20 protein-coding genes are annotated in these 21,736 nt (G+C 68.3%); 6 read left to right on the top strand and 14 right to left on the bottom strand.

The features are described from left to right. Nucleotides 1–86: 86 nt before the first annotated feature. From O2L01_RS08570 to O2L01_RS08555, 4 genes are all read right to left on the bottom strand, one after another. Nucleotides 87–566 (bottom strand): NUDIX domain-containing protein, encoded by a 480-nt coding sequence (locus O2L01_RS08570; protein WP_270121491.1) that lies wholly within the window; start codon nucleotides 564–566, stop codon nucleotides 87–89. A gap of 48 nt (nucleotides 567–614) precedes the next feature. Next, nucleotides 615–1,511 (bottom strand): phosphotransferase, encoded by an 897-nt coding sequence (locus tag O2L01_RS08565; RefSeq protein WP_270121490.1) that lies wholly within the window; start codon nucleotides 1,509–1,511, stop codon nucleotides 615–617. 56 nt (nucleotides 1,512–1,567) lie between these two features. Next, entirely contained in the window at nucleotides 1,568–2,125 is a 558-nt protein-coding gene (locus tag O2L01_RS08560; RefSeq protein ID WP_270121489.1) for a dihydrofolate reductase family protein, read from the bottom strand. A gap of 763 nt (nucleotides 2,126–2,888) precedes the next feature. Further along, nucleotides 2,889–3,221 (bottom strand): hypothetical protein, encoded by a 333-nt coding sequence (locus O2L01_RS08555; RefSeq protein ID WP_270121488.1) that lies wholly within the window; start codon nucleotides 3,219–3,221, stop codon nucleotides 2,889–2,891. Nucleotides 3,222–3,364: 143 nt separating this feature from the next. On the opposite strand from O2L01_RS08555, the gene O2L01_RS08550 reads away from it, so the two are divergent. Next, the gene (locus O2L01_RS08550; RefSeq protein ID WP_270121487.1) at nucleotides 3,365–4,747 is read left to right on the top strand and encodes a hypothetical protein; all 1,383 of its coding nucleotides are present in this window, start codon (nucleotides 3,365–3,367) and stop codon (nucleotides 4,745–4,747) included. Between the two features lie 4 nt (nucleotides 4,748–4,751). On the opposite strand, the gene O2L01_RS08545 is transcribed toward O2L01_RS08550, so the two are convergent. From O2L01_RS08545 to O2L01_RS08500, 10 genes are all read right to left on the bottom strand, one after another. Continuing rightward, nucleotides 4,752–5,945 (bottom strand): FAD-dependent oxidoreductase, encoded by a 1,194-nt coding sequence (locus O2L01_RS08545; protein WP_270121486.1) that lies wholly within the window; start codon nucleotides 5,943–5,945, stop codon nucleotides 4,752–4,754. A 154-nt stretch (nucleotides 5,946–6,099) separates the two neighbouring features. Next, entirely contained in the window at nucleotides 6,100–6,744 is a 645-nt protein-coding gene (locus O2L01_RS08540) for a PadR family transcriptional regulator (protein WP_270121485.1), read from the bottom strand. Between the two features lie 116 nt (nucleotides 6,745–6,860). Continuing rightward, a complete protein-coding gene (locus O2L01_RS08535; RefSeq protein ID WP_270121484.1) occupies nucleotides 6,861–7,949 on the bottom strand; it encodes an ABC transporter ATP-binding protein in 1,089 nt (362 codons plus the stop codon). Beyond that, nucleotides 7,939–8,979, bottom strand: coding sequence for an ABC transporter ATP-binding protein (locus O2L01_RS08530; protein WP_270121483.1), 1,041 nt, complete (start codon nucleotides 8,977–8,979; stop codon nucleotides 7,939–7,941). Before O2L01_RS08530 ends, O2L01_RS08535 begins: the two co-directional genes overlap by 11 nt. Nucleotides 8,980–8,984: 5 nt before the next feature. Next, nucleotides 8,985–9,905, bottom strand: coding sequence for an ABC transporter permease (locus O2L01_RS08525; RefSeq protein ID WP_270121482.1), 921 nt, complete (start codon nucleotides 9,903–9,905; stop codon nucleotides 8,985–8,987). Further along, nucleotides 9,898–10,908 (bottom strand): ABC transporter permease, encoded by a 1,011-nt coding sequence (locus O2L01_RS08520; RefSeq protein WP_270121481.1) that lies wholly within the window; start codon nucleotides 10,906–10,908, stop codon nucleotides 9,898–9,900. Before O2L01_RS08520 ends, O2L01_RS08525 begins: the two co-directional genes overlap by 8 nt. Before the next feature lie 64 nt (nucleotides 10,909–10,972). Next, entirely contained in the window at nucleotides 10,973–12,631 is a 1,659-nt protein-coding gene (locus tag O2L01_RS08515; protein ID WP_270121547.1) for a peptide ABC transporter substrate-binding protein, read from the bottom strand. A gap of 225 nt (nucleotides 12,632–12,856) precedes the next feature. Then, complete coding sequence (locus O2L01_RS08510; protein ID WP_270121480.1) at nucleotides 12,857–13,561, bottom strand: PfkB family carbohydrate kinase; 705 nt, start codon at nucleotides 13,559–13,561, stop codon at nucleotides 12,857–12,859. 174 nt (nucleotides 13,562–13,735) lie between these two features. Further along, the gene (gene erpA / locus O2L01_RS08505; protein ID WP_270121479.1) at nucleotides 13,736–14,107 is read right to left on the bottom strand and encodes an iron-sulfur cluster insertion protein ErpA; all 372 of its coding nucleotides are present in this window, start codon (nucleotides 14,105–14,107) and stop codon (nucleotides 13,736–13,738) included. A gap of 148 nt (nucleotides 14,108–14,255) precedes the next feature. After that, on the bottom strand, nucleotides 14,256–15,359 hold the full coding sequence (locus O2L01_RS08500) for a glycerate kinase family protein (protein WP_270121478.1): 1,104 nt from the start codon (nucleotides 15,357–15,359) through the stop codon (nucleotides 14,256–14,258). A 138-nt stretch (nucleotides 15,360–15,497) separates the two neighbouring features. Between O2L01_RS08500 and nadA the strand changes: the two genes are divergently transcribed. The 5 genes from nadA (at nucleotide 15,498) to O2L01_RS08475 (ending at nucleotide 21,640) form a co-directional block, all read left to right on the top strand. After that, a complete protein-coding gene (gene nadA, locus O2L01_RS08495; protein WP_270121477.1) occupies nucleotides 15,498–16,664 on the top strand; it encodes a quinolinate synthase NadA in 1,167 nt (388 codons plus the stop codon). A 305-nt stretch (nucleotides 16,665–16,969) separates the two neighbouring features. After that, nucleotides 16,970–18,304: a UDP-N-acetylglucosamine 1-carboxyvinyltransferase gene (gene murA / locus O2L01_RS08490; protein ID WP_344469137.1), complete on the top strand. Its 1,335-nt coding sequence runs from the start codon at nucleotides 16,970–16,972 to the stop codon at nucleotides 18,302–18,304. A gap of 92 nt (nucleotides 18,305–18,396) precedes the next feature. Beyond that, nucleotides 18,397–19,053 (top strand): DUF3043 domain-containing protein, encoded by a 657-nt coding sequence (locus O2L01_RS08485; RefSeq protein ID WP_270121475.1) that lies wholly within the window; start codon nucleotides 18,397–18,399, stop codon nucleotides 19,051–19,053. 164 nt (nucleotides 19,054–19,217) lie between these two features. Continuing rightward, entirely contained in the window at nucleotides 19,218–20,297 is a 1,080-nt protein-coding gene (locus O2L01_RS08480) for a WG repeat-containing protein (protein WP_270121473.1), read from the top strand. A gap of 47 nt (nucleotides 20,298–20,344) precedes the next feature. Next, nucleotides 20,345–21,640 carry an RNA-guided endonuclease InsQ/TnpB family protein gene (locus O2L01_RS08475; protein ID WP_333490288.1) on the top strand — a complete coding sequence of 432 codons (1,296 nt, stop codon included), beginning with the start codon at nucleotides 20,345–20,347 and terminating at the stop codon, nucleotides 21,638–21,640. Nucleotides 21,641–21,736: the final 96 nt, after the last annotated feature.

Raw genomic sequence — 21,736 nt, 5'->3', positions numbered from 1 at the left:
CGCGCCGGGGGGTCAGTCTCGGCGCCCCGGGCGAGCGCTTGGGGGGTGGGCCGGGGGGCCGGGCGGGGGGCCGGCCCCCGCTCTGCCTATCCGGCTTGGGAAAACGGCTGATAGACCGTCTTTCCGGTTCGGCGAGCCTTGAGCGCGAGGCCAAGACGCGCTCGGTTGAACTCGCCGCAGCGTGCCAGTGCCTCTTCGGGCGCGAAGAATCCGAGCGCTTCGATCTCGCCTGGCCGCGGCCGCGCAAGGGTTGGGTCCGCCACGACGCCGGCGTCGAACACGTAGAAGGACAACGGCTCTCCGAGATAGCCGAGATCGGTGATCCAGTCGAGGACGAGCAGGTCACCGATGGCCAGGTCCAGCCCGATCTCCTCTTTGATCTCCCGCGCGCACCCCTCGTGCGGCGTTTCGCCCCGGTCCACCCAGCCGCCGGTGAAACCCCACTCGTCGCGGGAAGTCGGCTTGACGAGCAGCACGCGGCCCGCCGGGTCGGTGATGAACGCGGCCGCAGCCGTCCCCGACACAGCGATCCGGTCGATACGGGAGAGATTTGAGGCATCCGTCATCGCCAGACCGTAACCAGTCCGGACGACCCCGCGACACCCCAATTCTCCTCACGCTCCGAACGCCGCCTCGACCGTGTCCAGGTTCGCCGACCACCAGGTCAGGAGGCGATGGTCGTTGAAGAAGAGGTCGTCGCAGGTCGGATCGTTGCGGTCGTAGTGGAAGCCGAGCTGCCAGCAATGTGTGAGCATTCTCCACCAGCGGTGTCGCGCGGCGTTCGCGAGCACGGTCGGGTCGATCGGTCGAACCTCGCGGTAGCCGGTGAGGAACGCGGCGACGTTCGCGAGGTCGATCTGCGCGCCGGGACCGCAGAACTGCCAGACCGCGGCGCGCACGAGCTCCATCGCGTAGGGGCCGACGCGAATGCGGTCCCAATCGATGACCGCGCCGACGCGGTCGCCCGTCCAGATCAGGTTGAAGTCCTGGCAGTCGCCGTGGGTCCAGCCGCTCGGGCCGGTGGTGGCGGCGGGGTCGGGGCGGAGGTGGGCGCTGGCGGTGACCTGCACCGGTTGGGGCGCAGGCAAACTGAGGCTTGGGATTGAGAGAGCGTTGTGGATCCGGGCGATCACGGCGCCCATGTTCCCGGCTTGGAAGAGGTTCATCTCCGCGCCGGGATGGGTGCCGTCGATCCATTCGCACAGGTAGTAGGCGCTGCCTTCGATCTCGCAGATGAGGTCGCCCGCGATGGTGGCGACGGCAGGCGCGACCGGGATGCCTTCGGCCGCAAGGTGGTCGAGCAGGCCGAGGTTGCGGCGGACGACGGCCGGGTCGCGGTCGGTGAGGCGTTTGAGCGCGAAGCGGCCCCGTTCCGCATCGACGAACCAGTTCCGGTTCATGCGGCCGTTCGGGAGGAAGCGCACTTCACGGAGCTCGCCGAGCCGATACGCGTCGGCGAGCGCTTCGAGGTCGGCGGGCACCTCATGCTGAAAGTCGGGTTCGGGCGTCACCAAGGAAAACTAGCGGTGGCCGACGCGTAGCGGCGTTTCGGGCCGTCGGCCGCCGCTCACTGTTCGGCCGGGACGTAGATCAGTTCGAGCACGCCGGAGGGGAAGGCGGTGCTCTTTACCAGCCGCAGCCGCAAGGGCCCATCGAGCTCGGGGAACAGCGGCGCGCCCTTGCCGGCGGCCGCAGGCAGCACCCAGAGGCGGTATTCGTCGACGACGCCGAGTTTGATCAAGGAGTGCATGAAGGCAGTGCCGCCGGCGGCGACGAGATCCTTGCCGGGCTCGGCCTTGAGCTTCCGGATCTCATCTGCCGTGTCGCCGCCGGCGATCCGGGTCTCGGGCCAGTCGTCAGCCGATTGCAGGGTCCGGGAGAACACGACCTTCGGGATCTCGTTCATGGCCTTGGCGGACGGGTGGTCGGAGCCGGGCCAGAATCCGGCCATGGCCTCGTAGGTGTTGCGGCCCATGAGGAAGGCCCCGGCATCCCACAGCTGGTCGACGAAGTACCGCTCCTGCTCGGGATCGTCGATGCCCATCAGGACCTCTTTCATGCCGTTGTCCATGTCGGCGCTCTTGCCATCGAGTGAGACGTAGAAACCGAGAATCAACTTCCGCATCAGATTCCTCTTTCTATTCGCGTTCTGCATCGTCACTTGTTCAGACGAGGCGCGGGTCCCGAATTCAGCGGTCCACCCTCAGGACGGCTTCGGATTTCTCGGCCGCCTCGCCGATCCGGCCGAGGGCGGCCGCTTCCCGCTGAGTGGTGGGTTGGGGTTCAGGCGGGCAGCGACGAAGAGGCTGTGGATCGGGCGGGTCGGATGGCGGGGTGCGGGTTTGTTTTGGGGTGGGCGACACTCCCGACCGCGGGGGCCGGGTGTCGGCTGTTCCCTTGGGGTGCAGGGGGGTTGGGGCGGAACGTGAGGGTCTTGTACCCCTGTGGGTGATGACGGGTACGGCTGTGCGAGGGATGATTGATGTACGCACAGGGATACGGAAAACGTACAGGTGGCGAGTAGGTGCAAGCAGACTACGCCAAGCCTCTGGCCGAAACCCAAACCAGACGCTTTTCCGAAACCACTGCCTTGACGAAACAGTGGTTTCAGTCCCCTTGGTGCTATCGGGATCCGCAGCGGACCACGGCCTCTTCAGAGAAGGGGGCGTGCTGGGTGGGAGATCGCCGGTCGGGATCACCTCGAACGGAGGCAGTGCTTGGAACGAGGCACACGAAGACGTCTGGTGTGACCGCGAGGCCTGCAAGGCCTGAGCGAGGTCGCTGAGGCCTGCACGGGAGACCAGACGAGCACGGACCCGCCCACCAGCCAGGCCCATGCAACCGATCAGGAGATGCGTCGGGAGAATAGGAGGTTTTCAGGCGGGGCGTTAGCGTTCCGGCCACCAGCCCCAGCGGTCGAATTCTTGGAGGATGGTCGCGATGGCGTCGTCCCAGGTCCGGTAGTGACCCCGGATCTGGTGGATGTCGGCGTGGAAGCGACTGTGTTGGCCGTTCATCGCGTAGACGACGAGGCCGCCTTCTTTGATGGCCTGGCCGATTCTCGTGTAGCCGCAGTCGTTGCGGTCCGGGCTCGTGCAGACGAATAGGTAGTCGCTCTTGCCGAAGGGACTGGGTTCGGCCTTGGCGATGAGGAACAGGCCGCGTTGGGTGACCGCTTGCTGGATTGCCGGGCTGATGCGCGGCAGGGGCGAGTCTTCCATGTGCATCCTCTCCGAGGAACAGGCGGCAGGGTGGTCCTGGTGTTGATCGACCGCATGTGTTGCCGCGCAACTACATGGTAACGATTTGATGCTCAGTCGTAGGGTCGTCGGCTAGGTGTTGAGGCTCGACGTGAAGGAGGCCGATGAGCACCCAGGAGCAGGCTCTCAGCGAGTTTCGGACTCGGCTGGCGAGCGATGACATCGCCGTGGTCCGTGAGTGTCTGGACGATTATCAGACCGCTCAGGCGAACACGCGATGGGGAGTCGAGAATCCCTATGAGCCGCTGGCGGATGACGTGCGCCGGGCTGCACGGAGGCTTCTCGGGCCGGATCGATCGGGGCGGGAGCGTTCGATCGCTCTGACGATGCTTTGGCATCTTGGTGAGGCCGAAGACGCGGGCTTGGTCGCTGATGTCTTGGAAGGCGCGGTTGACGAGGAGGTGTGGGAGATGGCGCTTCTTGCGGCCGGGACTGTTTTCGCGCAGGGCGAGGAGCCGGATCGGCGGCTCTTCGAGCTGATCGCGGCGATGGCGCTCGATGAAGGTCTCGAGGTGCGGGAGCGGCGGAACGCTATGCGGGCCCTGGCGGATCTCGAAGTCCCCGAGGTCGAGGAGTTGATCCTTCGGCTCAGTGAGTCGCCCGAATTGGAGCTCCAGGTGTGCGCGGCGGTCTGCCTCGGTTCGCCGCGGCAGGTGCGGCGTCACCGGGCGCTTCTCGAGCGGCTGGTGGCCTCCTGGCCGGCGGACGCGCGCGGGGAGGCGCAGATCGTTCGTGAGGCCCTGGAGGGCTTCCACAGCACCTACTGGAAGGATGCTGTGCTGGACGATCCGGCGCTGAAGAGGGCCCATGAGGAGCTGCGGTTTCCGCTCGACGATGACGAGTGCATGCGTGCGTTCACGACGCTGCTGCACAGCGAAGACCCTGTTGCCGTGGGCATCGCGTTCGATCATTACCAGTCCTGGGAAGGGCTCGGGCACGTCCTCGAGGATCTGAAGCCTGCCGAGGACCGGCTGCCCGAGGTGCTCGCCCGGGCCCGGGAAGTACTTCGGCGGCCGACGTCTCCTGCTGCGGTGAGCGCCCTGAACCTGATCGGAGTGCAGCACGCCGAGCCCGGCGATGCGGACCTCCTGGTGGCGGTTCTCGCGCAGACGGACTCGGATGCCGCGCGGCACGAGGCGGCCTGGACAGCCTCCGGCGTGTTCGACAAGGCTGGGAAGGACGCGAGACTCGTTGCCGCCCTTGGTGAACTGATCCTCGAGCCGGTTTCGGGGTTCGGACTCGCGAAGGAGACGGCCATCCGCGTCCTGGCCGAAAGCCTCGGTGCGGACGCGGACGGCCCTCTTCTGCAAGCACTACGAGCGACAGATCCGAAGACGCAGGCCCACGCCGCCTATTGGCTGTGCCAGACGGGCGGATTGAAGCGACACAGGGCCGCATTGGTGGCGGTCGCCGAGAGTTGGGGCGGTCGGGCTCCCGCTCGTCCCTGGGGAGAGGACCCGATCACGTTGGTCCTGGGCGAGTCGTAGCGGATCAGGCCGCGCTGGCCTCCCAGGGGATGCGGTGGCGCTGGATCGGGGCGATGGTCTTCTCCGGGTTCATCGCGGTCTTGATGAAGAGCGGCATGATGATCGGCATGATCGTCTGCGCGAGCCGCCCGGGTGCCTTCACGCTGTTGGTCTTCGCGGCGGCCGCGGCGATCGACTCGACGCGCTTGCGGCGCAGCGATTCGTAGGTGACGAACGCGGCCGAGGGGTCGGGGATGTCGCGGAGGCAGCGGGCGAGTTCGATGGCGCTTTCGATGGCGAGCGAAGCGCCTTGGCCGGAGCTGTTCGACGGGGCGTGGACCGCGTCGCCGACGAGGGCCATGCGGCCGCGGTGCCAGGTGGGCACCGGCGGCATGAGGTGGAGCGAGCCGCTGGCCTGCAAGGTGTTCGGGGGCGTGCGGCGCAGGAGTTCACCGCCGGGGGCGTCGTCGCCGTAGACGTCGAGGAGGCGGACCATCCAGTCCTCATTGGATCTCTGGCGGATCTCCTTGAAGCTCAAGGGCTTCGGTGAGGGCATGTTGACGCCCCAACGGGTGCCGCCTTCGGGGAGGCGCCAGTACAGGTAGTAGCCGCGCTTGCCGAAGGCGAAGGTCATGACGCCGGGGTCGAGGTCCGGCTCGAAGGGCGAGATCGATTCGAAACTGAGCATTCCGGTGTACTTCGGGCCCGGGTTGGCCGGATCGATGAGGGCGCGCACCGCGGAGTGCACGCCGTCCGCGCCGATCAGGACGTCGGCGGTGGCTTCGGTGCCGTCCGCGAACACGGCCGTGACCGAGTCGGGACCTTCGCGGACGTCGACGAGGCGCTTGCCGTACTCGAAGGCGACACCGAGTTCCTCGGCCCGGTCGGAGAGGACCCGGAAGAGGTCGGCTCGGTGGAGGGACAGGAGCGGGCCCTGATCGGGAACGGCGGGTATGACGAAGCGCTTGCGGCTGGCGACGAGCATGTCCATGCGGTGGATCGGTTCGCCGATGGCGGCGAGCGCGTCCTTCGCGCCGATGATCTCAAGGGCCGCTTGCCCGTTGGGGGCGAGGGCGAGGGTGCCGCCGACGCCGTCGGCGCGGGCCGGGTAGGCCTCATAGACGTGGGCGTCGATGCCGGCCAGGCGCAGCGCGGCCGCGGTGACGGGTCCGGCGATGCCGCCGCCGATGACGGCCGCGGTCGTGGTTCTCGTTGACATGGTGCTTCCTCGTTCAGTCATGAACCGTCGGTGGAAGCGAGCAATCCGGCTATCCTTCTGGGTGCCGCCCTGGGCCGGGTACGCGCTTCGTGGAAACGGTTCGGGGTTTACCGCGGTTCCGGTGGCGCTGCAACGCCTCCGGAACCGCGTCTCATCACGGCTCGGGGCCGTCGAGCCGACGTTCGGCCAGGTCCTTGCTCATCGCGCCGGTGGCGTGGAACTCGCGCCACGCCTCCAGGGACGGGTGCACGCCGGAGTCGAGCTCGGCGAGGAGCGCGCGGGTCCAGGCGAGGTCGGCGTCGAGCGTCGCGAGTTCGTGCTCGCCTTCCGCGAGGAAGAGGCGGGGCACGCCGCGGCCGTGCTCGGTCAGGGCCTCGTTCAACGCCTCCCGGCGTTCTTCAAGGGCCGCAACGCGAGTGCGCAGGAGTCCGGCGACCTCGTCGGGCGGGAGGACCGACATGACGGAGAGCCCGGCACGGAAGCGCGCCTGGTCGCCGTCGGGGGCGGCCAGGAGTTCGCGGGCCCAGTCGGTCATCTCGGCCCAGCCGTCGTCGGTGATGCGGTAGACGGTGCGCTCGGGCCGGTTGCCCTCGCGGCTGGTCCCGGCCGCCTCGATGAGGCCGTGCTTCTCCATCGAGGCGACGACCGAGTAGAGCGAACCCCACTTCACGCGCATGTCGCGGTCCTTGCCCCAGCCGCGCATGGCGTTCGCCATCTCGTAGGGGTGCATCGGACGCTGCCCGAGGACCGACAGGACCGCGAGCGCGGTCAGGTTCGCGACCTTCCGTTTCCCGGCCATGGCTCACTCCTCGCTCGTAATACTCGATTTCGAGTATACGAGTACGAGTAAGGTTCAGCAAGCGGAACGGCCACCGGGGCGGGTGAGGGCCGCGCCCGGTGGCCGTGTCGGGAAAGCTACTTCACCGCGTGCGTGACGTCCCGCGCCTCGGCGTAGAAGCAGGCCGCCTTATGAGTACTGTGTTCACTCCGGTTCGGGTGGTGGTGGGTGACGGGAGGGCGCGTGCCCTCGTCCCCCGCGTCCAGTGACGGCACCTCCTCGGCGCAGCGGTCCGTCGCCTTCCAGCAGCGGGTGCGGAAGCGGCAGCCCGAAGGCGGGTTGATCGGGGACGGGACGTCGCCCTGCAGGATGATCTCGTCGCGCTGCCCCCGCAGATCCGGGTCCGGAACGGGGACCGCCGAGAGCAGGGCCTGCGTGTACGGGTGGCGCGGGTGGTCGTAGATCTCGCGGGCGGTGCCGCGCTCGACGACCTTGCCGAGGTACATCACCGCGACCTCGTCGGCGATGTGGCGCACCACCGAGAGGTCGTGCGCGATGAACACGTACGCCAGACCGAGCTCGTCCTGCAGGCGCTCCAGAAGGTTGATCACCTGGCCCTGAATCGAGACGTCCAGGGCGCTCACCGGTTCGTCGCACACGAGCACCTGCGGACGCAGCGCGAGGGCGCGGGCGATGCCGATGCGCTGGCGCTGGCCGCCGGAGAACTGGTGCGGGTAGCGGTTGACGTGGTCGGGGCTGAGGCCGACCATGTCGAGCAGGTCCTTGACCTCGTTGGCGCGCTTCCCCTTCGGAACCACCTCAGGGTGGATCTCGAAGGGCTCTCCCACGATGTCGCCGACGGTGAGGCGCGGGTTCAGCGAAGTGTACGGGTCCTGGAAGACGAGCTGGATGTCCTTGCGGAACGGCCTGATCTTGCGGGCCGAGAGGTTGCCGATCTCCTTGCCCTGCAGTTTGATCGAACCGGAGGTCGGGGCCTCCAGGCCGACCAGGAGCTTGGCGAGGGTGGACTTGCCGCAGCCCGACTCCCCCACGACCCCGAGGGTCTTGCCCGGGTGGAGCTTCAGGTCGACGCCGTCGACCGCCTGCACCTTGCCGACGGTGCGCTTGACGACGATGCCCCGCTGGATCGGGAAGTGCTTCACCAGGTCCGTCGCTTCGAGGACCGGCTCGGTGGTGGGATTCGCTTGGCCGAGTTCAGCGTTCATCGGCGTAGACCTCCTCGGCGAAGTGGCAGCGGCTGCCGTGCGTCTCGGACGGTTCGAGCCACGGCGGGACCTCCGTGGCGCACTTGTCCTCGGCCGCGAAGCAGCGCGGATGGAACGGGCAGCCGGACGGCAGGCTCGCGGGGTTCGGCGGGAGGCCGCGGATGACCTCGAGCTGCTGCCCGACCGTGTCGACGCGCGGGATCGCGCGCAGCAGGGACTTCGTGTACGGGTGGGCCGGGCGCTTGAACGCGTCGCGGATGCCGGCGCGCTCGACCACCTCGCCCGCGTACATGACCGCCACGTCGTCCGCGACGTCCGCGACCACGCCGAGGTCGTGGGTGATGAGGATCAGGCCCATGTGCCGCTCGGCCTGGATCCGCTTGAGCAGCCTCATGATCTGGGCCTGGACCGTGACGTCGAGGGCCGTGGTCGGCTCGTCCGCGATCAGGATCTCCGGGTCGAGCGCGAGCGCCATCGCGATCATGACGCGCTGGCGCATGCCGCCGGAGAACTGGTGCGGGTAGTGGCCGACGCGGTTCTTCGCGTCCGGGATGCCCACGAGGTCGAGCATCTCGATCGCGCGCTTCTTGGCGTCGGCGCGGCTCAGGCCGCGGTGGACGCGGTAGAGCTCGCCGATCTGGAAGCCGACCGACCACAGCGGGTTGAGCGCGGACAGCGCGTCCTGGAAGACGATGGCGATGTGGTTGCCGCGCACCGTCCTCCGCGTGTCCTCGTCCTGCTTCAGGAGGTCGACGCCGTGGAGCATGACGCGGCCGCCGGTGATGTGCGCAGGCGGCGTGTCGAGGATGCCCATGATCGCCTGGGAGGTCACGGACTTGCCCGAGCCGGACTCGCCGACGACGGCGAGCGTGCGGCCCTGCTCGAGGGTGAAGCTCGCGCCGCGCACGGCGGGGATCCGCTTGCCGCGCACTTGGAACTCGACGCGCAGGTCGTCCACTTCGAGCAGGGGGGCGTTCAGGTCGGCGCCGCTCAGGGTGTCGCCGATGACGCGCATGACGGTCTCTGCCATCGGTCTCACCTCAGCTTCGGGTCGAGGGCGTCGCGCAGGGCGTCGCCGAAGGTCGCGAACGCGAACACGGTCAGGATGAGCAGGGCGAGGGGCCAGGCGAAGAGGTAGACGTAGCCGCCTCCGGCCCATTCGGTGCCCTTGGAGAGGAGCACGCCCCAGCTCGTGGCGGGCGGCTGCACGCCGATGCCGAGGACGGCGAGGGCCGCCTCGGTGACGATGATGCCGCCGATGGTGGTGGGCACGATGGCCGTGACGGGCACGATCGCGTTCGGCAGGATGTGCTTGAACATGATGCGCCGGTCGCTCGCGCCGAGGCATCGGGCCGCGACGACGTAGTCCAGGTTCTTGGACTCCAATGTGGCCGCTCTGGTGTATCGGCAGAACTCCATCCACCCGAACAACGTCAGCGCCAGGGCGGGAGCGGCGATGGTCTCGAAGAGGTTGTCCGACGAGACGCGGCCGCGGAAGAGGCTGAGGATGAGCATGGCGCCCATGAGCATCGGGATGACGATGAAGACGTCGAGCCCGCGGGAGATGATCCCGTCGATCCAGCCGCCGTAGTACCCGGCGTAGATGCCCAGCACGAGTCCGATGAGCGCCGAGGCGATGATCACGCTGAGCGCCAGGGTGATCGTGGGCCGGGTGCCGTGGACGAGGGTGGCGGCGAAGTCGCAGCCGAACGCGTCGGTCCCCAGTGGATGTTCGCCGGTGAACCAGGTGTCGGGCCGCTGCTTGGCGTCGCGGCCGATGCAGGTGGTCGGGTTCTTGTCCGTGAACAGGCCCGGGAAGGCCGCCATGGCGAACACGAACAGGAGCACCACCGTGGCGATGATGACGTCCGGGCGCTTCCGCATGGCGTGGAAGGCATCCGACCACAGGGTCGCCTGGCGTTCGGCGGTCGGGGTGGGGGCGGTCAGCTCACTCATAGCGAATCCTCGGGTCGAACGCGGCGTAGAGGAGGTCGACGATCACGCTCACGAAGACCACCACGACGGCCGAGACGGAGAGGCCGACGATCACCAGGTTGGCCTCCTGGCGCTGGACGGCCTCGAAGATCATGCGGCCCATTCCTGGGATGCCCATGACGCCTTCGGTGAGGACGGCCCCGGAGAGCATGAAGGCGAAGAGGAAGCCGACGCCGGTGATGATCGGGATCATCGAGTTGCGGATCACGTGCACGACCGTGATGCGGAGCGGCTTGAGGCCCTTGGCCTTGGCGGTGCGCACGAAGTCCGAGCCGAGGTTCTCGAGCTGGGCGGCGCGGATGAGCCGGGTCATCGTGGCGAGGCCGACGGTCCCGACGATGATGCCGGGGATGATGATCGTCGTCCACGGGTAGTCGGGGTTGTAGTTGGGTCTGAACACCTGGCCCATGAAGGACTCGGTGCCCCAGATGCCCCGGGCCCAGCGGGTGAGCGGGACCGCGACGATGTACACGTAGGACAGCAGGATGAGGAACACCGGCACGGAGTCGGCCAGGATGGTCGTGCCCCGCACGGTGTGGTCGATGAAGCTGCCGCGGTGGCGGGCGGCCCAGGTGCCGAGCACCATCGAGACCGCGACGAGCGTGATGGTCGCGAAGATGAAGAGCCGCAGCGTGTTCGGGATGTAGATCCCGAGGAGCTGGGCGACGTCCCGGTTGCCGTTGAGGGTGGTGCCGAGGTCGCCGGTGACGTACTGCTGGAGCCGGTCGACGAACGGCGTGAGGCAGGGGTCGCCGACCCGTTCGTAGCACTTGTTGTCGAGGCCGTAGAGGCGTTCGACCTGCGCGAGCATCGCCGCGTCGGGGGTGCGTTCGCCGCCGAAGAACAGCGTCGCGGGGTTGCCGCGGATCTGGACCGAGAGCGCCATCAGGTAGTGCAGCAGGAAGAGCACGATCCCGAGGGTGAGCAGCGCTTGGAGGAGACGGCGGATGACATAGCGTCCCATGGGTTATCCGTTCTGAGGACGCGGGCGGGCCGTCTCCGGCCCGCCCGCATTCGCTTGTCGCTGTTTACTTGACCGTGACTTCGCGCAGCTCGCAGTCGCCGCCCGGGCCCGAGTAGATCGGGTGGACGTAGACGTTCTCGAGGCGGTCGGTGTAGAAGTAGTTGAACTTCTCACCGAAGACCGGGGCGCTCGGCATGTCCGCGGCGAGGATCGCCTCGGCCTCCTGGTAGAGCGCGACGGCCTCGTCGAGGGTCGACGCGGCGCCGGCCGCGGCGATCTTGGCGTCGTATTCGGCGTTCTCGTAACCCATGTCGTTCGTGGCGGCGCCGCCGCCGTAGATCGGCTCGAGGTAGTTCTCGTTCAGGTTGTAGTCGGGGCTCCAGCCGTTGCGGAACGGGCCGTCGAGCTGGTGGTTCTCGCGGGCGGGCAGGTAGTCCGTCCACTCCATGGGGACGAGCTCGTACTCGATGCCGAGCGACTGCGCGATCGAGTCGCCGATGGCGCGGAAGATGTCGACGTTGTCGTTGGCGTCGTTCACCCAGATCCGCAGCTTCTCGCCCTCAGGCCAGCCGCCGGCCTGCGCCAGCAGGTCCTTCGCACCCTCAGGGTCGTACGTGCAGTACTCGCCGCAGGTGCCCTGGCCGCCGCCGAGGATCGACCCGGGGACGAAGGTGTCGAGCGGGTAGAAGCGCTCGGGGCCGACCACGTTGAGCACGCCCTCGCGGTCGATCGCCATCGAGATGGCGCGGCGCAGGTTGACGTCCTGGTACTTCGGGTCGTACAGCGGGAACGAGAGCATCAGGATGCTCGGGTCCTCCTGCTGGATGAGGCGGGTGGTGAGGTCCTCGTCGTTCATCGCGCTCTCGTAGTCGGCCGCCGTCGGGCGGCAGACGTCGATGTCGCCGGTGAGGAAGTCGGCCCAGCAGTCGTCGCCGGCCAGGTAGACCTTCCAGTTGACGCCGTCGATCTGCGCCGGCATGCTGCCCTTGTAGTCCTCCCAGCGGACCACGCTGCCGCCGGACTCGATGTCGTACTCCTCTTCGAACATGAAGGGGCCGTTACCGATCGGCTTCTTCTCGCAGGCGTCGAGGTCGTCCAGGCAGGCCTGGGCGATCGGGTAGAAGGCCTCGTAGCCGAGCATCGTCGGGAAGCCGAGGAACGGCGCGGAGAGCTTGACCTCGATGGTGAGGTCGTCGACGGCGGTGAGGCCCGAGAGGTGGGTGGTCTCGACCGGGTCGTACTCGGGGACCTCCGGGTCGGCCCAGGTGTCCTCGGGCTTCGGCTCGGGGTTCATCGCGTCGTAGCCCTCGATGGTCGCGAAGAAGTAGTTGAGCGGCAGCACGTTCGGGGCGTAGGCGCTGCGGTCCCAGGAGCGGATGAACGCGTCGGCGTTCACCGGCTCGCCGTTCTGGAACGTCAGCCCCTCTTTGATCTTGATGGTCCAGGTCTGGTTGTCCGCCGAGGAGATCTCCTCGGCCGCGAGGTTCTCCGGTTCGCCGGTCTCGCGGTTGTAGTAGACCAGGCCGTCGTAGACGTTCTTGATGATCCGGAAGCCCTCGGACTCGCCCGAACCGCCCGGCACGAGACTGCGCACGTCGCCGATCTGCATGTTGACGATGGCGTCGCCGCCGCCTTCGCCGCCGACATCGCTTTCGTCACCGGCGCAGGCGGCGGTCGCCACCGTCATACTGGCGGCGGCGAGCGCGGCCACCGTCATTCGCATTCGTTTCACGAGGGTCTCCAGAGCGTGAGTGGGTCGTGGGATAACTCACACCATGGCGCACTGCACCCGCAAAAGATAGGGTGCGTTGTGAAATCGTTACCGCGCAGACGGTTGTCAGAGACCTTGCGCTGCAATCATTTCGTCCGTATTGCCTTTGTAATCCCAATTGATGAGACGCAGGTTAACGACCGGTGCCTTTGAGACGCTTGGGATTCGGCGGTTCCGCTACTCGGGCAACAGATACGCGGAGGCCTCGGCCGCGGCGGCCGGGCCGTAGGACTGCTCGAGCCGGTGCACGAACTCGACCGGATTGACCGCATATCCTTGCGGCCCCACGGATTCGAGGGCCAGCGCGGTCATCTGCGAGCCGACCTCGGCGGAGCGGCGCAGGCCCATCCCCCAGCCGAGTCCGGCCAGGAGGCCGGCGGCGAAGGCGTCGCCCGCGCCGGCGGGGTCGATGATCTCGCGGGTGCGCGGGAAGGGCACGCGGATGCGTTCCATGTCGTGGCCGGCGATCTCGACGCCGTCCTGGTCCAGAGTGGTCACGCGGACGCGGACGCGCTCGAGGATCTCGTCGTCGCTCAGGCCCGTGGTGGCCTGGAGGAACTGATAGCGCTCCTCGCTGGTCACAAGGAATTTCGCGCCGGTCAGGAACTCGACGGCCTCGTCGCCTTCGAGATCGCCCGGGTCGGCGCTGAACTCGAGGCCGAGGTCGCGGCACTGGTCGGCGTAGGCGTGCATGGCCTTGGCGTCGCCGGGTCCGATGTGGACGAGGCGGAGCGTGCCGCCGCGCTCCATGACCTCGATGAGGTCGAGTTCCTCGCCGTCGACGACGACCGGGGCCTGGCCGAGCCGGCTCATGCCGTGGCCGACGGTCTCCGCGGTCGAGCCGGTGACGGCGGTCTTCATGCCTTGCACTACAAGTGCCACTGCGAATGTCCTCGTTCAGTCGGGGACGTGAATGGAAGCGCGCGAAGCGCTCGGTGATCGGGCGGTGGGCCCGTGGTGGGAGCAGACAGCCTAACGCATGGCTCAGCCCGGTCGATCCGGAGATCGACCGGGCTGCTGCGCCTCTCAGAGGCAAAGAATCCCGATTGATCCCTCTTAGTGGAAGGAGTCGCCGCAGGCGCAGGAGCCCTGGGCGTTCGGGTTGTCGATGGTGAAGCCCTGGGCGTCGATGCGGTCGGCGAAGTCGATGCTCGCGCCGATGAGGTAGGGGACGCTCATCTTGTCGACCACGACGCCGAAGCCCTCGTAGTCCTGGACGGTGTCGCCGTCGCGTACGTCGGTGTCGAAGTAGAGGCCGTAGCGCAGGCCCGAGCAGCCGCCGGGGCTGACCTCGACGCGCAGTCGCAGGCCTTCCTCGCCCTCCTGCTCGATCAGGGCTTTGACCTTGGTAGCGGCCGCTTCGGTGAGCACGACGCCGACCTTGGCGGCGTTGTCCTTGACGTCTTCGGCCTGCTGAGCGGTGCTCACTGGCAACTCCCTCGTGTGTGTGCGAGATCCAAGTCGATCGGGTCTCTTCGACAGGTCAACAGTACCCAACGGTGCTGGCACTGTCGTTATTCCGGAGGTCACACACCCGTGAGTGTGACGTGTTTGGATGTGCAGTCCTCGACCGTACCTACTCCTGCCATGCCGTCGCCACCTTCTCGGCCAGTGACGTGAGGCCTTGGACGGGTTCGCGCATGGCGGCCTCGGGGCTGCCGAGGAGTTCGGTGACGGAGTGGACGCCGGCGAGGTCGGGGTGGGACTCGAGGTCGGAGCGGCCGGCCAGGACGAGGCAGGGCGTGCCGTGGGCGCTCGCGCCGGAGGCGACCTCGGCGGCGAGCTTGCCGCGCAGGCTCTGCGCGTCGAAGGAGCCTTCACCGGTGATGACGAGGTCGGCTTCGGCGATCTTGGCGTCGAGTCCGACGGCGTCGCAGGTGAGGCGGGCGCCGGATTCGCGGTGGCCGCCGAGGAGGAAGAAGGCGAAGCCGAGGCCGCCGGCGGCGCCGGCGCCGGGCAGTTCGGAGGCGCCGACGGGGCCGAGTTTCCGTTCGGCGAGTTCGGCGAAGGCGGAGAGGGACATCTCGAGGAAGGGCAGCGCACTGCCGTGGGCGCCCTTCTGCGGGCCGAACATGTAGGTCGCGCCGTGCGGGCCGAGGAGCGGGGAGTCGACGTCGGTGGCGGCGATGAACTCGACGCCGCGGGTGCGGGCGTGGCCTTCGATGTCCGTGGCGGCGGAGAGGACGCCGCCGCCGTACGGCAGGGCCGCGCCGGTGGAGTCGAGGAGGGTGAGGCCGAGGGCGGTGAGCATCCCGGCGCCTGCGTCGTTGGTGGCGGAGCCGCCGAGGCCGACGACGATGCGGCGGGCGCCGGTCTCGACGGCGTCCGCGACGATGAGGCCGAGGCCGTAGCTGGTGGTGCGGCGCGGGTCGCGTTCGCCCGGGGCGAGGAGGTGGAGGCCGCAGGCGGCGGCGGACTCGATGTAGGCGGTCTCGCCGTCGCGCAGGTAGTCGGCTTCGACGGGGCGGCCGAGGGGGTCGCAGGTCGCGACGGTGCGGCGGGCCGCGCCGGGGAGGGCGTGGGCGAGGACGTCGACGAAGCCGGGGCCGCCGTCGGCGAGCGGCAGCGTGACCGCGGTGTCGTCGGGCCTGGCGCGGTGCCAGCCCGCGGCGACGGCGTCGGCGGCTTCGGCGGCGCTCATGGTGCCGGCGAACTTGTCGGGAGCTATGAGGATGCGCACACCACGAGCGTAGTGGATGCCCGGAAGCTGGGTGTAACCGCTTTCCGATCGGGTGGACGGCCCAGCCTGTGGACCGCGTGTCCGCATGGCGGATTCAGGGAGTCCGAGCAGTGCTCGAAAAGGTCTAACATTGCCGCCATGACGGGCTTCAACGAACCTGCTTCCACTCAGACCGCGCTCCTGCTCCTCGGACGCGGCACCGACTCCGGCTCCGAGCGCGGCGTCGACTGCCCCGGTGAACTGCCCGCGCCCTCCGACCCCGACCTGGTCGAACGCGCCCGCGCCGCCAAAGAGACCCTGGGCGGCAACGTCTTCATCCTCGGCCACCACTACCAGCGCGACGAGGTGATCCAGTTCGCCGACGTCACCGGCGACTCGTTCAAGCTCGCCCAGCAGGCCGCCGCGCGGCCCGACGCCGAGTACATCCTGTTCTGCGGCGTGCACTTCATGGCCGAGAGCGCGGACATCCTCACCGGCGACCACCAGCAGGTGATCCTGCCGGACCTGGCCGCCGGGTGTTCCATGGCGGACATGGCCACGGCCTCGCAGGTCGAGCAGTGCTGGGAGGACCTCAAGCGCGTCGGCATCGCGGACGTCACCGTGCCGGTGACGTACATGAACTCCACGGCCGCGATCAAGGGCTTCGTGGGCCGCGAGGGCGGGCTCGTGTGCACGTCCTCGAACGCCGAGCGGGCGCTCCGGTGGGCCTACGAGCAGGGCGAGAAGGTCCTGTTCCTGCCCGACCAGCACCTCGGGCGCAACACGATGGTGCGCGAGATGGGCTACTCGCTCGACGACTGCGTGCTCTACAACCCGCACAAGCCCAACGGCGGCTTGACGGACGAGGAGCTGCGGAACGCCAAGATCATCCTGTGGAAGGGCCACTGCTCGGTCCACGGGCGCTTCACCCTCGAGTGCGTCGAGGAGATGCGCCGCCTCGACCCCGAGGTCAACATCCTCGTGCACCCCGAGTGCAAGCACGAGGTCGTCGAGGCCGCGGACTACGTGGGCTCGACCGAGTACATCATCAAGCAGCTCGAAGCGGCCGAGCCCGGCTCGAGCTGGGCCATCGGCACCGAGCTGAACCTGGTGCGGCGCTTGGCGAACCAATTCCCGGACAAGAAGATCTCCTTCCTGGACAAGACGGTCTGCTACTGCTCGACCATGAACCGGATCGACCTCCCCCACCTCGTGTGGGCGCTGGAGGAGCTGGTGGCCGGGCGCGTGCCGAACACCATCACCGTGGACGCCGAGACCGCCGGGTACGCGCGCGAAGCGCTCGACCGGATGCTCACGCTGCCGTAGGTCACTGCAACCCCCGACGCGGGCCGCGGCGTGTCCCTCTCAGGGACGCGAAGCGGCCCGCGCGGGCGTTCCACACGCTTTGCCCGGTTCGGTCGTTGCGCGGTTTCAGGTGCGCATGATCACCGTGGGTTATGTCGCTACCTGGGCGTTTTTCCCGTGGCCGTTCCGTTATCGTTGGTCCGCCGAGCGAATACAAGGTGTACGGCGCTCTACGATTCGCTCCATCACGTTCCCGGCCTCAGTCCCAGAACTCCACCCACCGAGGAGACCTCTTGAGCAGCACCGACGCCACCCCTTCTGAAGACATGTTGATCATCCACGGCGGCACCCCCCTCGAAGGGGAGGTCCAGGTCCGCGGTGCGAAGAACCTCGTCTCCAAGGCCATGGTCGCCGCCCTCCTCGGGACCTCCCCCTCGGTCCTGCGCTCGGTGCCCGCGATCCGCGACGTCGAGGTCGTGACGGGCCTCCTCCGCGTCCACGGCGTCGACGTCGAACTCGACGGCGACACGCTCTACATGGACCCCACCTCGGTCGAGTCCGCCGGCGTCGAGGAGATCAACGTCCACGCCGGGACCAGCCGCATCCCGATCCTCCTGTGCGGGCCCCTCCTGCACCGCCTCGGCCGCGCCTTCATCCCCGACCTCGGCGGGTGCAACATCGGCGGCCGCCCCATCGACTTCCACCTCGACGCGCTCCGCAAGTTCGGCGCCGTCGTCGAGAAGAGCGCCGACGGCACGCACCTGTCGGCCCCCAACGGCCTCCACGGCATCCGCTACGAGCTTGAGTTCCCGTCCGTCGGCGCCACCGAGCAGGTCCTGCTCACCGCCGTGATGGCCAAGGGCACCACCGAGCTGCGCAACGCCGCGATCGAGCCCGAGATCATCGACCTCATCTGCATCCTGCAGAAGATGGGGGCGATCATCAAGGTCCACACCAACCGCGTGATCGAGATCGTGGGCGTGGACGAGCTCAAGGGCTACTCGCACCGGGCCCTGCCCGACCGCATCGAGGCCGCCTCGTGGGCCTCGGCGGCGCTCGCCACCCAGGGCAGCGTGTACGTGCGCGGCGCCCAGCAGGCCGACATGATGACCTTCCTCAACGTGTTCCGCTCCATCGGCGGCGCGTACGAGGTGAACGACGACCCGATCGAGGGCGGCATCCGCTTCTGGCACCCGGGCACCCCGCTCAAGCCGGTCGCGCTCGAGACCGACGTGCACCCCGGGCTCATGACCGACTGGCAGCAGCCGATCGTCGTGGCGCTCACCCAGGCCGACGGCCTGTCGATCATGCACGAGACCGTGTACGAGAACCGCTTCGGCTACACCTCCGAGCTGCGCCGCATGGGCGCCAACATCGAGCTGTACTCCGACTGCCTGGGCGGCACGCCGTGCCGCTGGGGCCGCCGCAACTTCCTGCACTCGGCCGTCATCGCCGGGCCCTCGAAGCTGCACGCCGCGGACCTCCAGATCCCCGACCTGCGCGCCGGCTTCAGCCACCTCATCGCCGCCATGGCCGCCGAGGGCACCTCGCGCGTCTACGGCGTCGACCGCTACATCACCCGCGGCTACGAGAACTTCGAGTCGAAGCTCCTCGGGCTCGGCGCGAAGATCGAGCGGCCCGCCGCGAAGGCGGGCGTCTGACACCCTCCGCGGCTGAGCCGGAGCTGCCCGAAGACGCGTAGGTATGCTTGGAGGGCAGCATCCCGCAGCGAGTCGAGGAAGGCCTTACGTCCGTGGCGAAGAAGTCCGTGCAGGCGGAGACACCTGCTCCCGAGGAGACCCAGACGGCTTCCGCCACCGACAAGAAGGGGAAGGCCACTCCCAAGCGGCCCAACCAGTCCAAGGCGCGCCCTCCCGTCAACCCCCCGATGACCGCGAAGGAGAAGCGGGCGGCCCAGAAGAAGGCCGGCCCGCTCACCAAAGAGCAGAAGAAGCAGGCGCGCGAAGACCTCCGCAACGAGCGCGCCCGCATCGCCGAGGGCCAGTGGAAGGGCGACCCGCTCTTCGACAAGTACCACCTCCCGCGCGACCGGGGCGCCGAGAAGCTCCTGGTCCGCGACATCGTGGACGCCCGCTGGTCCATCGGCCAGTACTACATGTTCGGCGCGTTCGCCATCCTGATCCTCTCCACCTCCGGCTCCGTGCAGCTCCAGAGCTACCTGTTCATCGCGCTCATCGCGCTGACGGCCGTGATCGTCCTCGAATCGGTCCTGCTCACGCGCCGCGTGAAGCGCATCGTGCTCAAGCGCTTCCCGAAGACCGACCAGCGCATGGGCGGCCTGTACTGGTACGCGATCCAGCGGAGCATCATGCCCCGCTCGATGCGCAACCCGCGCCCCCGCATGAGCTACAAGGCCAAGGAAGACGACCTCGGCAAGGTCGTCAAGTAGGCCCGGGCGGACCGGCTCCACACATCGACGACACGCAGGCGTCGTCGAAGGACTTGTCCGCTTCGCACCGGTTCCGCCCGGGATCGTTCTGCTGTCGTCCCCGGGTCCCCCATGGCTTACCCTCGAAATGTCGTAGCCCTCTCTGACCCCGGAAAGTAGTCAACGTGGTGGATGTCGCGGTGGACTTGCGGGCGGGGCTGTTCCGCGCCCTCGGCCCCCTCGATCGCGCGACCATGCGGCACGCCATCGCCGACACCGTCGCCCTCCAGCAGATCCGCGAAGAGGCCACCATGCGGCTCGCCCGCGCCGCAGCCGAGGCCGACCAGTCCCGGCTGCTCGGCGTGCGGGCCGTGATCCTCCGCGTCCTCGGCGACTTCGACGGCGCCGAAGTGGACGCCGTCGCCGCCGTCAAATACGCCGAAGCCGTCGGCGCCGACCTGCTCCTGGCCCCCGCCCGCGCCCGCCTCGCGCAGGTCCTGCGCGTGCGCGGCCGCTACGAAGAGGCCGACCAGCTCTTCGCGCTCGCCGAGGCCGGCGAGCTGCCGCGAACGCTCACCGGCGCCGTGCGGGCCTACGCCGGGCTCTCGTGCATCGCGCAGGGCCGCATCACCGAATCCCTCATCCACGTGCAGCGCGCCTCCGAGCAGAACCCGCACGGGTTCGTCATGCAGATCGTCGAGACCGCGCTCTCACTCATCGAGGAGCACGCCGCGAAGGCCGGGTTCGGGCCGCCGCCGCGCGGCTGGCCCGAACGCGCCGGGCACCCCGCGCCCGACCGGTTCCAGGACCCGCAGACCGGCCGCTTCGGGTACCTCGGCGTGGACGGGCGGCCCGTCGTGCAGGCCGCGTTCAGCCAGGCCGGGGACTTCCGCGGCGGCGTCGCGGCCGTGTGCCAGGCCGACTGGGGCGCGATCGACCGCACCGGGACCGTCGTCGTGCCGATGCTCTACAGCTCCATGGAGACCCCGACCGCCGACGGGCGCACCGTCACCGGTTTCGTGAACGGCGTCGCCGTCGCCGCCCAGCGCGGGCGCGTGCTCGTGGTCCACAGATCCGGGCGCGTCGTGGTGCCCCCGCGGTACCAGCGCGTCGAGGTGCACCCGTCCGGATTCCTCGCCTCCGACGGGTACTCGTGGGGCGCACTCGGCTTGGACGGCAACGAGATCGTGCCGCTCCGGGTCGACCGGGCCGAGGCCCTCCGGACGTTGGACGCGGCCGTCTCGATCGACGACGGGCCGCTCTAATGGCCCGCAACTCGCCGACCGCGCCGGTCGCTGTTACCACGTGAGGCATGTCGGACCCTTGGGTTAGCGTGATGGGCATGAGCATGACGAGACGGGCGGAGTTTCGGGTATACCCGTCCGCGCCTCAGCGTGCGATGTTGGCGAAGACATTCGGGTGCGCTCGCCTGGTGTGGAATGACGCGCTCGGTGTGTTCTTGGACGCTTACCGGTCCGGGGTGCCTGCTTCGAGGTTCGGTGACGTGGTCAAGCAGGTGACGACGCTGGCGAAGCGGACCCCGGAGCGGGCGTTCCTGTGCGAGGTGTCGAACGCGGCCTTGCAGCAGTCCCTCAATGACCTGCGGACCGCCCGCAACAACTTCTTCGCTTCTCTCTCGGGCAAACGCAAAGGCCGCAGGGTCGGTGCGCCGCGATTCAAATCAAAGCATGGCCGACAGTCGGCCAGGTTCGCGCGCAACGGCTTCAAGCTGCGGCGGAACGGCCGCTTGTATCTGGCGAAGATCGGCGATCTCCGAGTGCGCTGGTCATTGAAGGACCCCGCTGGAAGGTCGATCCGGCTCCCGGCGGAACCGAGCTCGGTGACGATCATCCGCAAGGCGTCGGGAAAGTTCTTCGTGTCCTTCTGCTACACCACCGAGGACGACGACACCCTCCCGCCGACCCCGAGGGACACAGGGATCGACTTGGGGTTGAAGGACTTCGCGGTCCTGCGCGATGGGAACGCGGTACCGAACCCGAGGTTCTATGGCAAGGGCGAGGTGAAGCTGGCCCGGTTGCAGCGCAAGTTCGCGCGGGCGAAGAAGGGTTCAAGGCGCCGGGAGGCGCAGCGGGTCAAGGTCGCGCGATGGCATGAGCGGATTGCGAATCAGCGGGACGATTTCCTGGAGCAGCTGAGTACTCGCGTCGTCCGCGATAACCAAGCGGTCGTCGTCGAAGACCTCGCTGTACTGGGACTCTCTCGTGGGCGCGCCGCGAAATCGGTGCAAGACGCATCGTGGGGGTCATTCCTGCGGCTGCTGGAGTCCAAGTGCGACCGGTACGGTCGCGACTACGTGAGCATCGATCGGTGGTTTCCGTCCACGCAGCTGTGTTCGAGTTGCGGGGCGGTCACCGGCCCGAAAGGGCAGCGGGGGTTGCGGATCCGGTCGTGGTCGTGTCCGTGCGGGGTCACGCACGAACGGGACCGGAACGCGGAGATCAATATCCGCAGAGAGGGTCGTCGGATCCTGGCCGAACGGCAAGAGACCATGAGCAAGAAGCTCGCCGAGGGACGAAGTAGCGCTGATCGTGGCGTGAAACCGGAGAGTGCCGATAAACGCTCGTTGAGGGATGGAACTGGAGGCTAACCTCTCCGGGAGACCGGGCCTGGCGTCTGTCAGGTGCGGCAATGCCCACAAAACCCTGCCGCATGGCCGGGAAGGATGCGAGAACCCACCCGTAGA

It is taken from the genome of Glycomyces lechevalierae (genome assembly GCF_027622945.1).
Taxonomy (GTDB): Bacteria; Actinomycetota; Actinomycetes; order Mycobacteriales; family Micromonosporaceae; genus Glycomyces; species Glycomyces rutgersensis.
Note: the sequence above shows the minus strand (reverse complement) of the source record. Positions and strands in the feature narration are given on the sequence as shown.

Excerpts from the sequence above, each read along its gene's own strand:
- O2L01_RS08550 (WP_270121487.1), top strand. The coding sequence starts at position 3,365 with ATGAGCACCCAGGAGCAGGCTCTCAGCGAGTTTCGGACTCGGCTGGCG.
- O2L01_RS08475 (WP_333490288.1), top strand. The coding sequence starts at position 20,345 with ATGTCGGACCCTTGGGTTAGCGTGATGGGCATGAGCATGACGAGACGG.
- nadA (WP_270121477.1), top strand. The coding sequence starts at position 15,498 with ATGACGGGCTTCAACGAACCTGCTTCCACTCAGACCGCGCTCCTGCTC.
- O2L01_RS08540 (WP_270121485.1), bottom strand. The coding sequence starts at position 6,744 with ATGGCCGGGAAACGGAAGGTCGCGAACCTGACCGCGCTCGCGGTCCTG.
- O2L01_RS08535 (WP_270121484.1), bottom strand. The coding sequence starts at position 7,949 with ATGAACGCTGAACTCGGCCAAGCGAATCCCACCACCGAGCCGGTCCTC.
- O2L01_RS08520 (WP_270121481.1), bottom strand. The coding sequence starts at position 10,908 with ATGGGACGCTATGTCATCCGCCGTCTCCTCCAAGCGCTGCTCACCCTC.
- O2L01_RS08545 (WP_270121486.1), bottom strand. The coding sequence starts at position 5,945 with ATGTCAACGAGAACCACGACCGCGGCCGTCATCGGCGGCGGCATCGCC.
- O2L01_RS08525 (WP_270121482.1), bottom strand. The coding sequence starts at position 9,905 with ATGAGTGAGCTGACCGCCCCCACCCCGACCGCCGAACGCCAGGCGACC.
- O2L01_RS08555 (WP_270121488.1), bottom strand. The coding sequence starts at position 3,221 with ATGGAAGACTCGCCCCTGCCGCGCATCAGCCCGGCAATCCAGCAAGCG.
- O2L01_RS08560 (WP_270121489.1), bottom strand. The coding sequence starts at position 2,125 with ATGCGGAAGTTGATTCTCGGTTTCTACGTCTCACTCGATGGCAAGAGC.
- murA (WP_344469137.1), top strand. The coding sequence starts at position 16,970 with ATGTTGATCATCCACGGCGGCACCCCCCTCGAAGGGGAGGTCCAGGTC.
- O2L01_RS08570 (WP_270121491.1), bottom strand. The coding sequence starts at position 566 with ATGACGGATGCCTCAAATCTCTCCCGTATCGACCGGATCGCTGTGTCG.
- O2L01_RS08515 (WP_270121547.1), bottom strand. The coding sequence starts at position 12,631 with ATGCGAATGACGGTGGCCGCGCTCGCCGCCGCCAGTATGACGGTGGCG.
- O2L01_RS08530 (WP_270121483.1), bottom strand. The coding sequence starts at position 8,979 with ATGGCAGAGACCGTCATGCGCGTCATCGGCGACACCCTGAGCGGCGCC.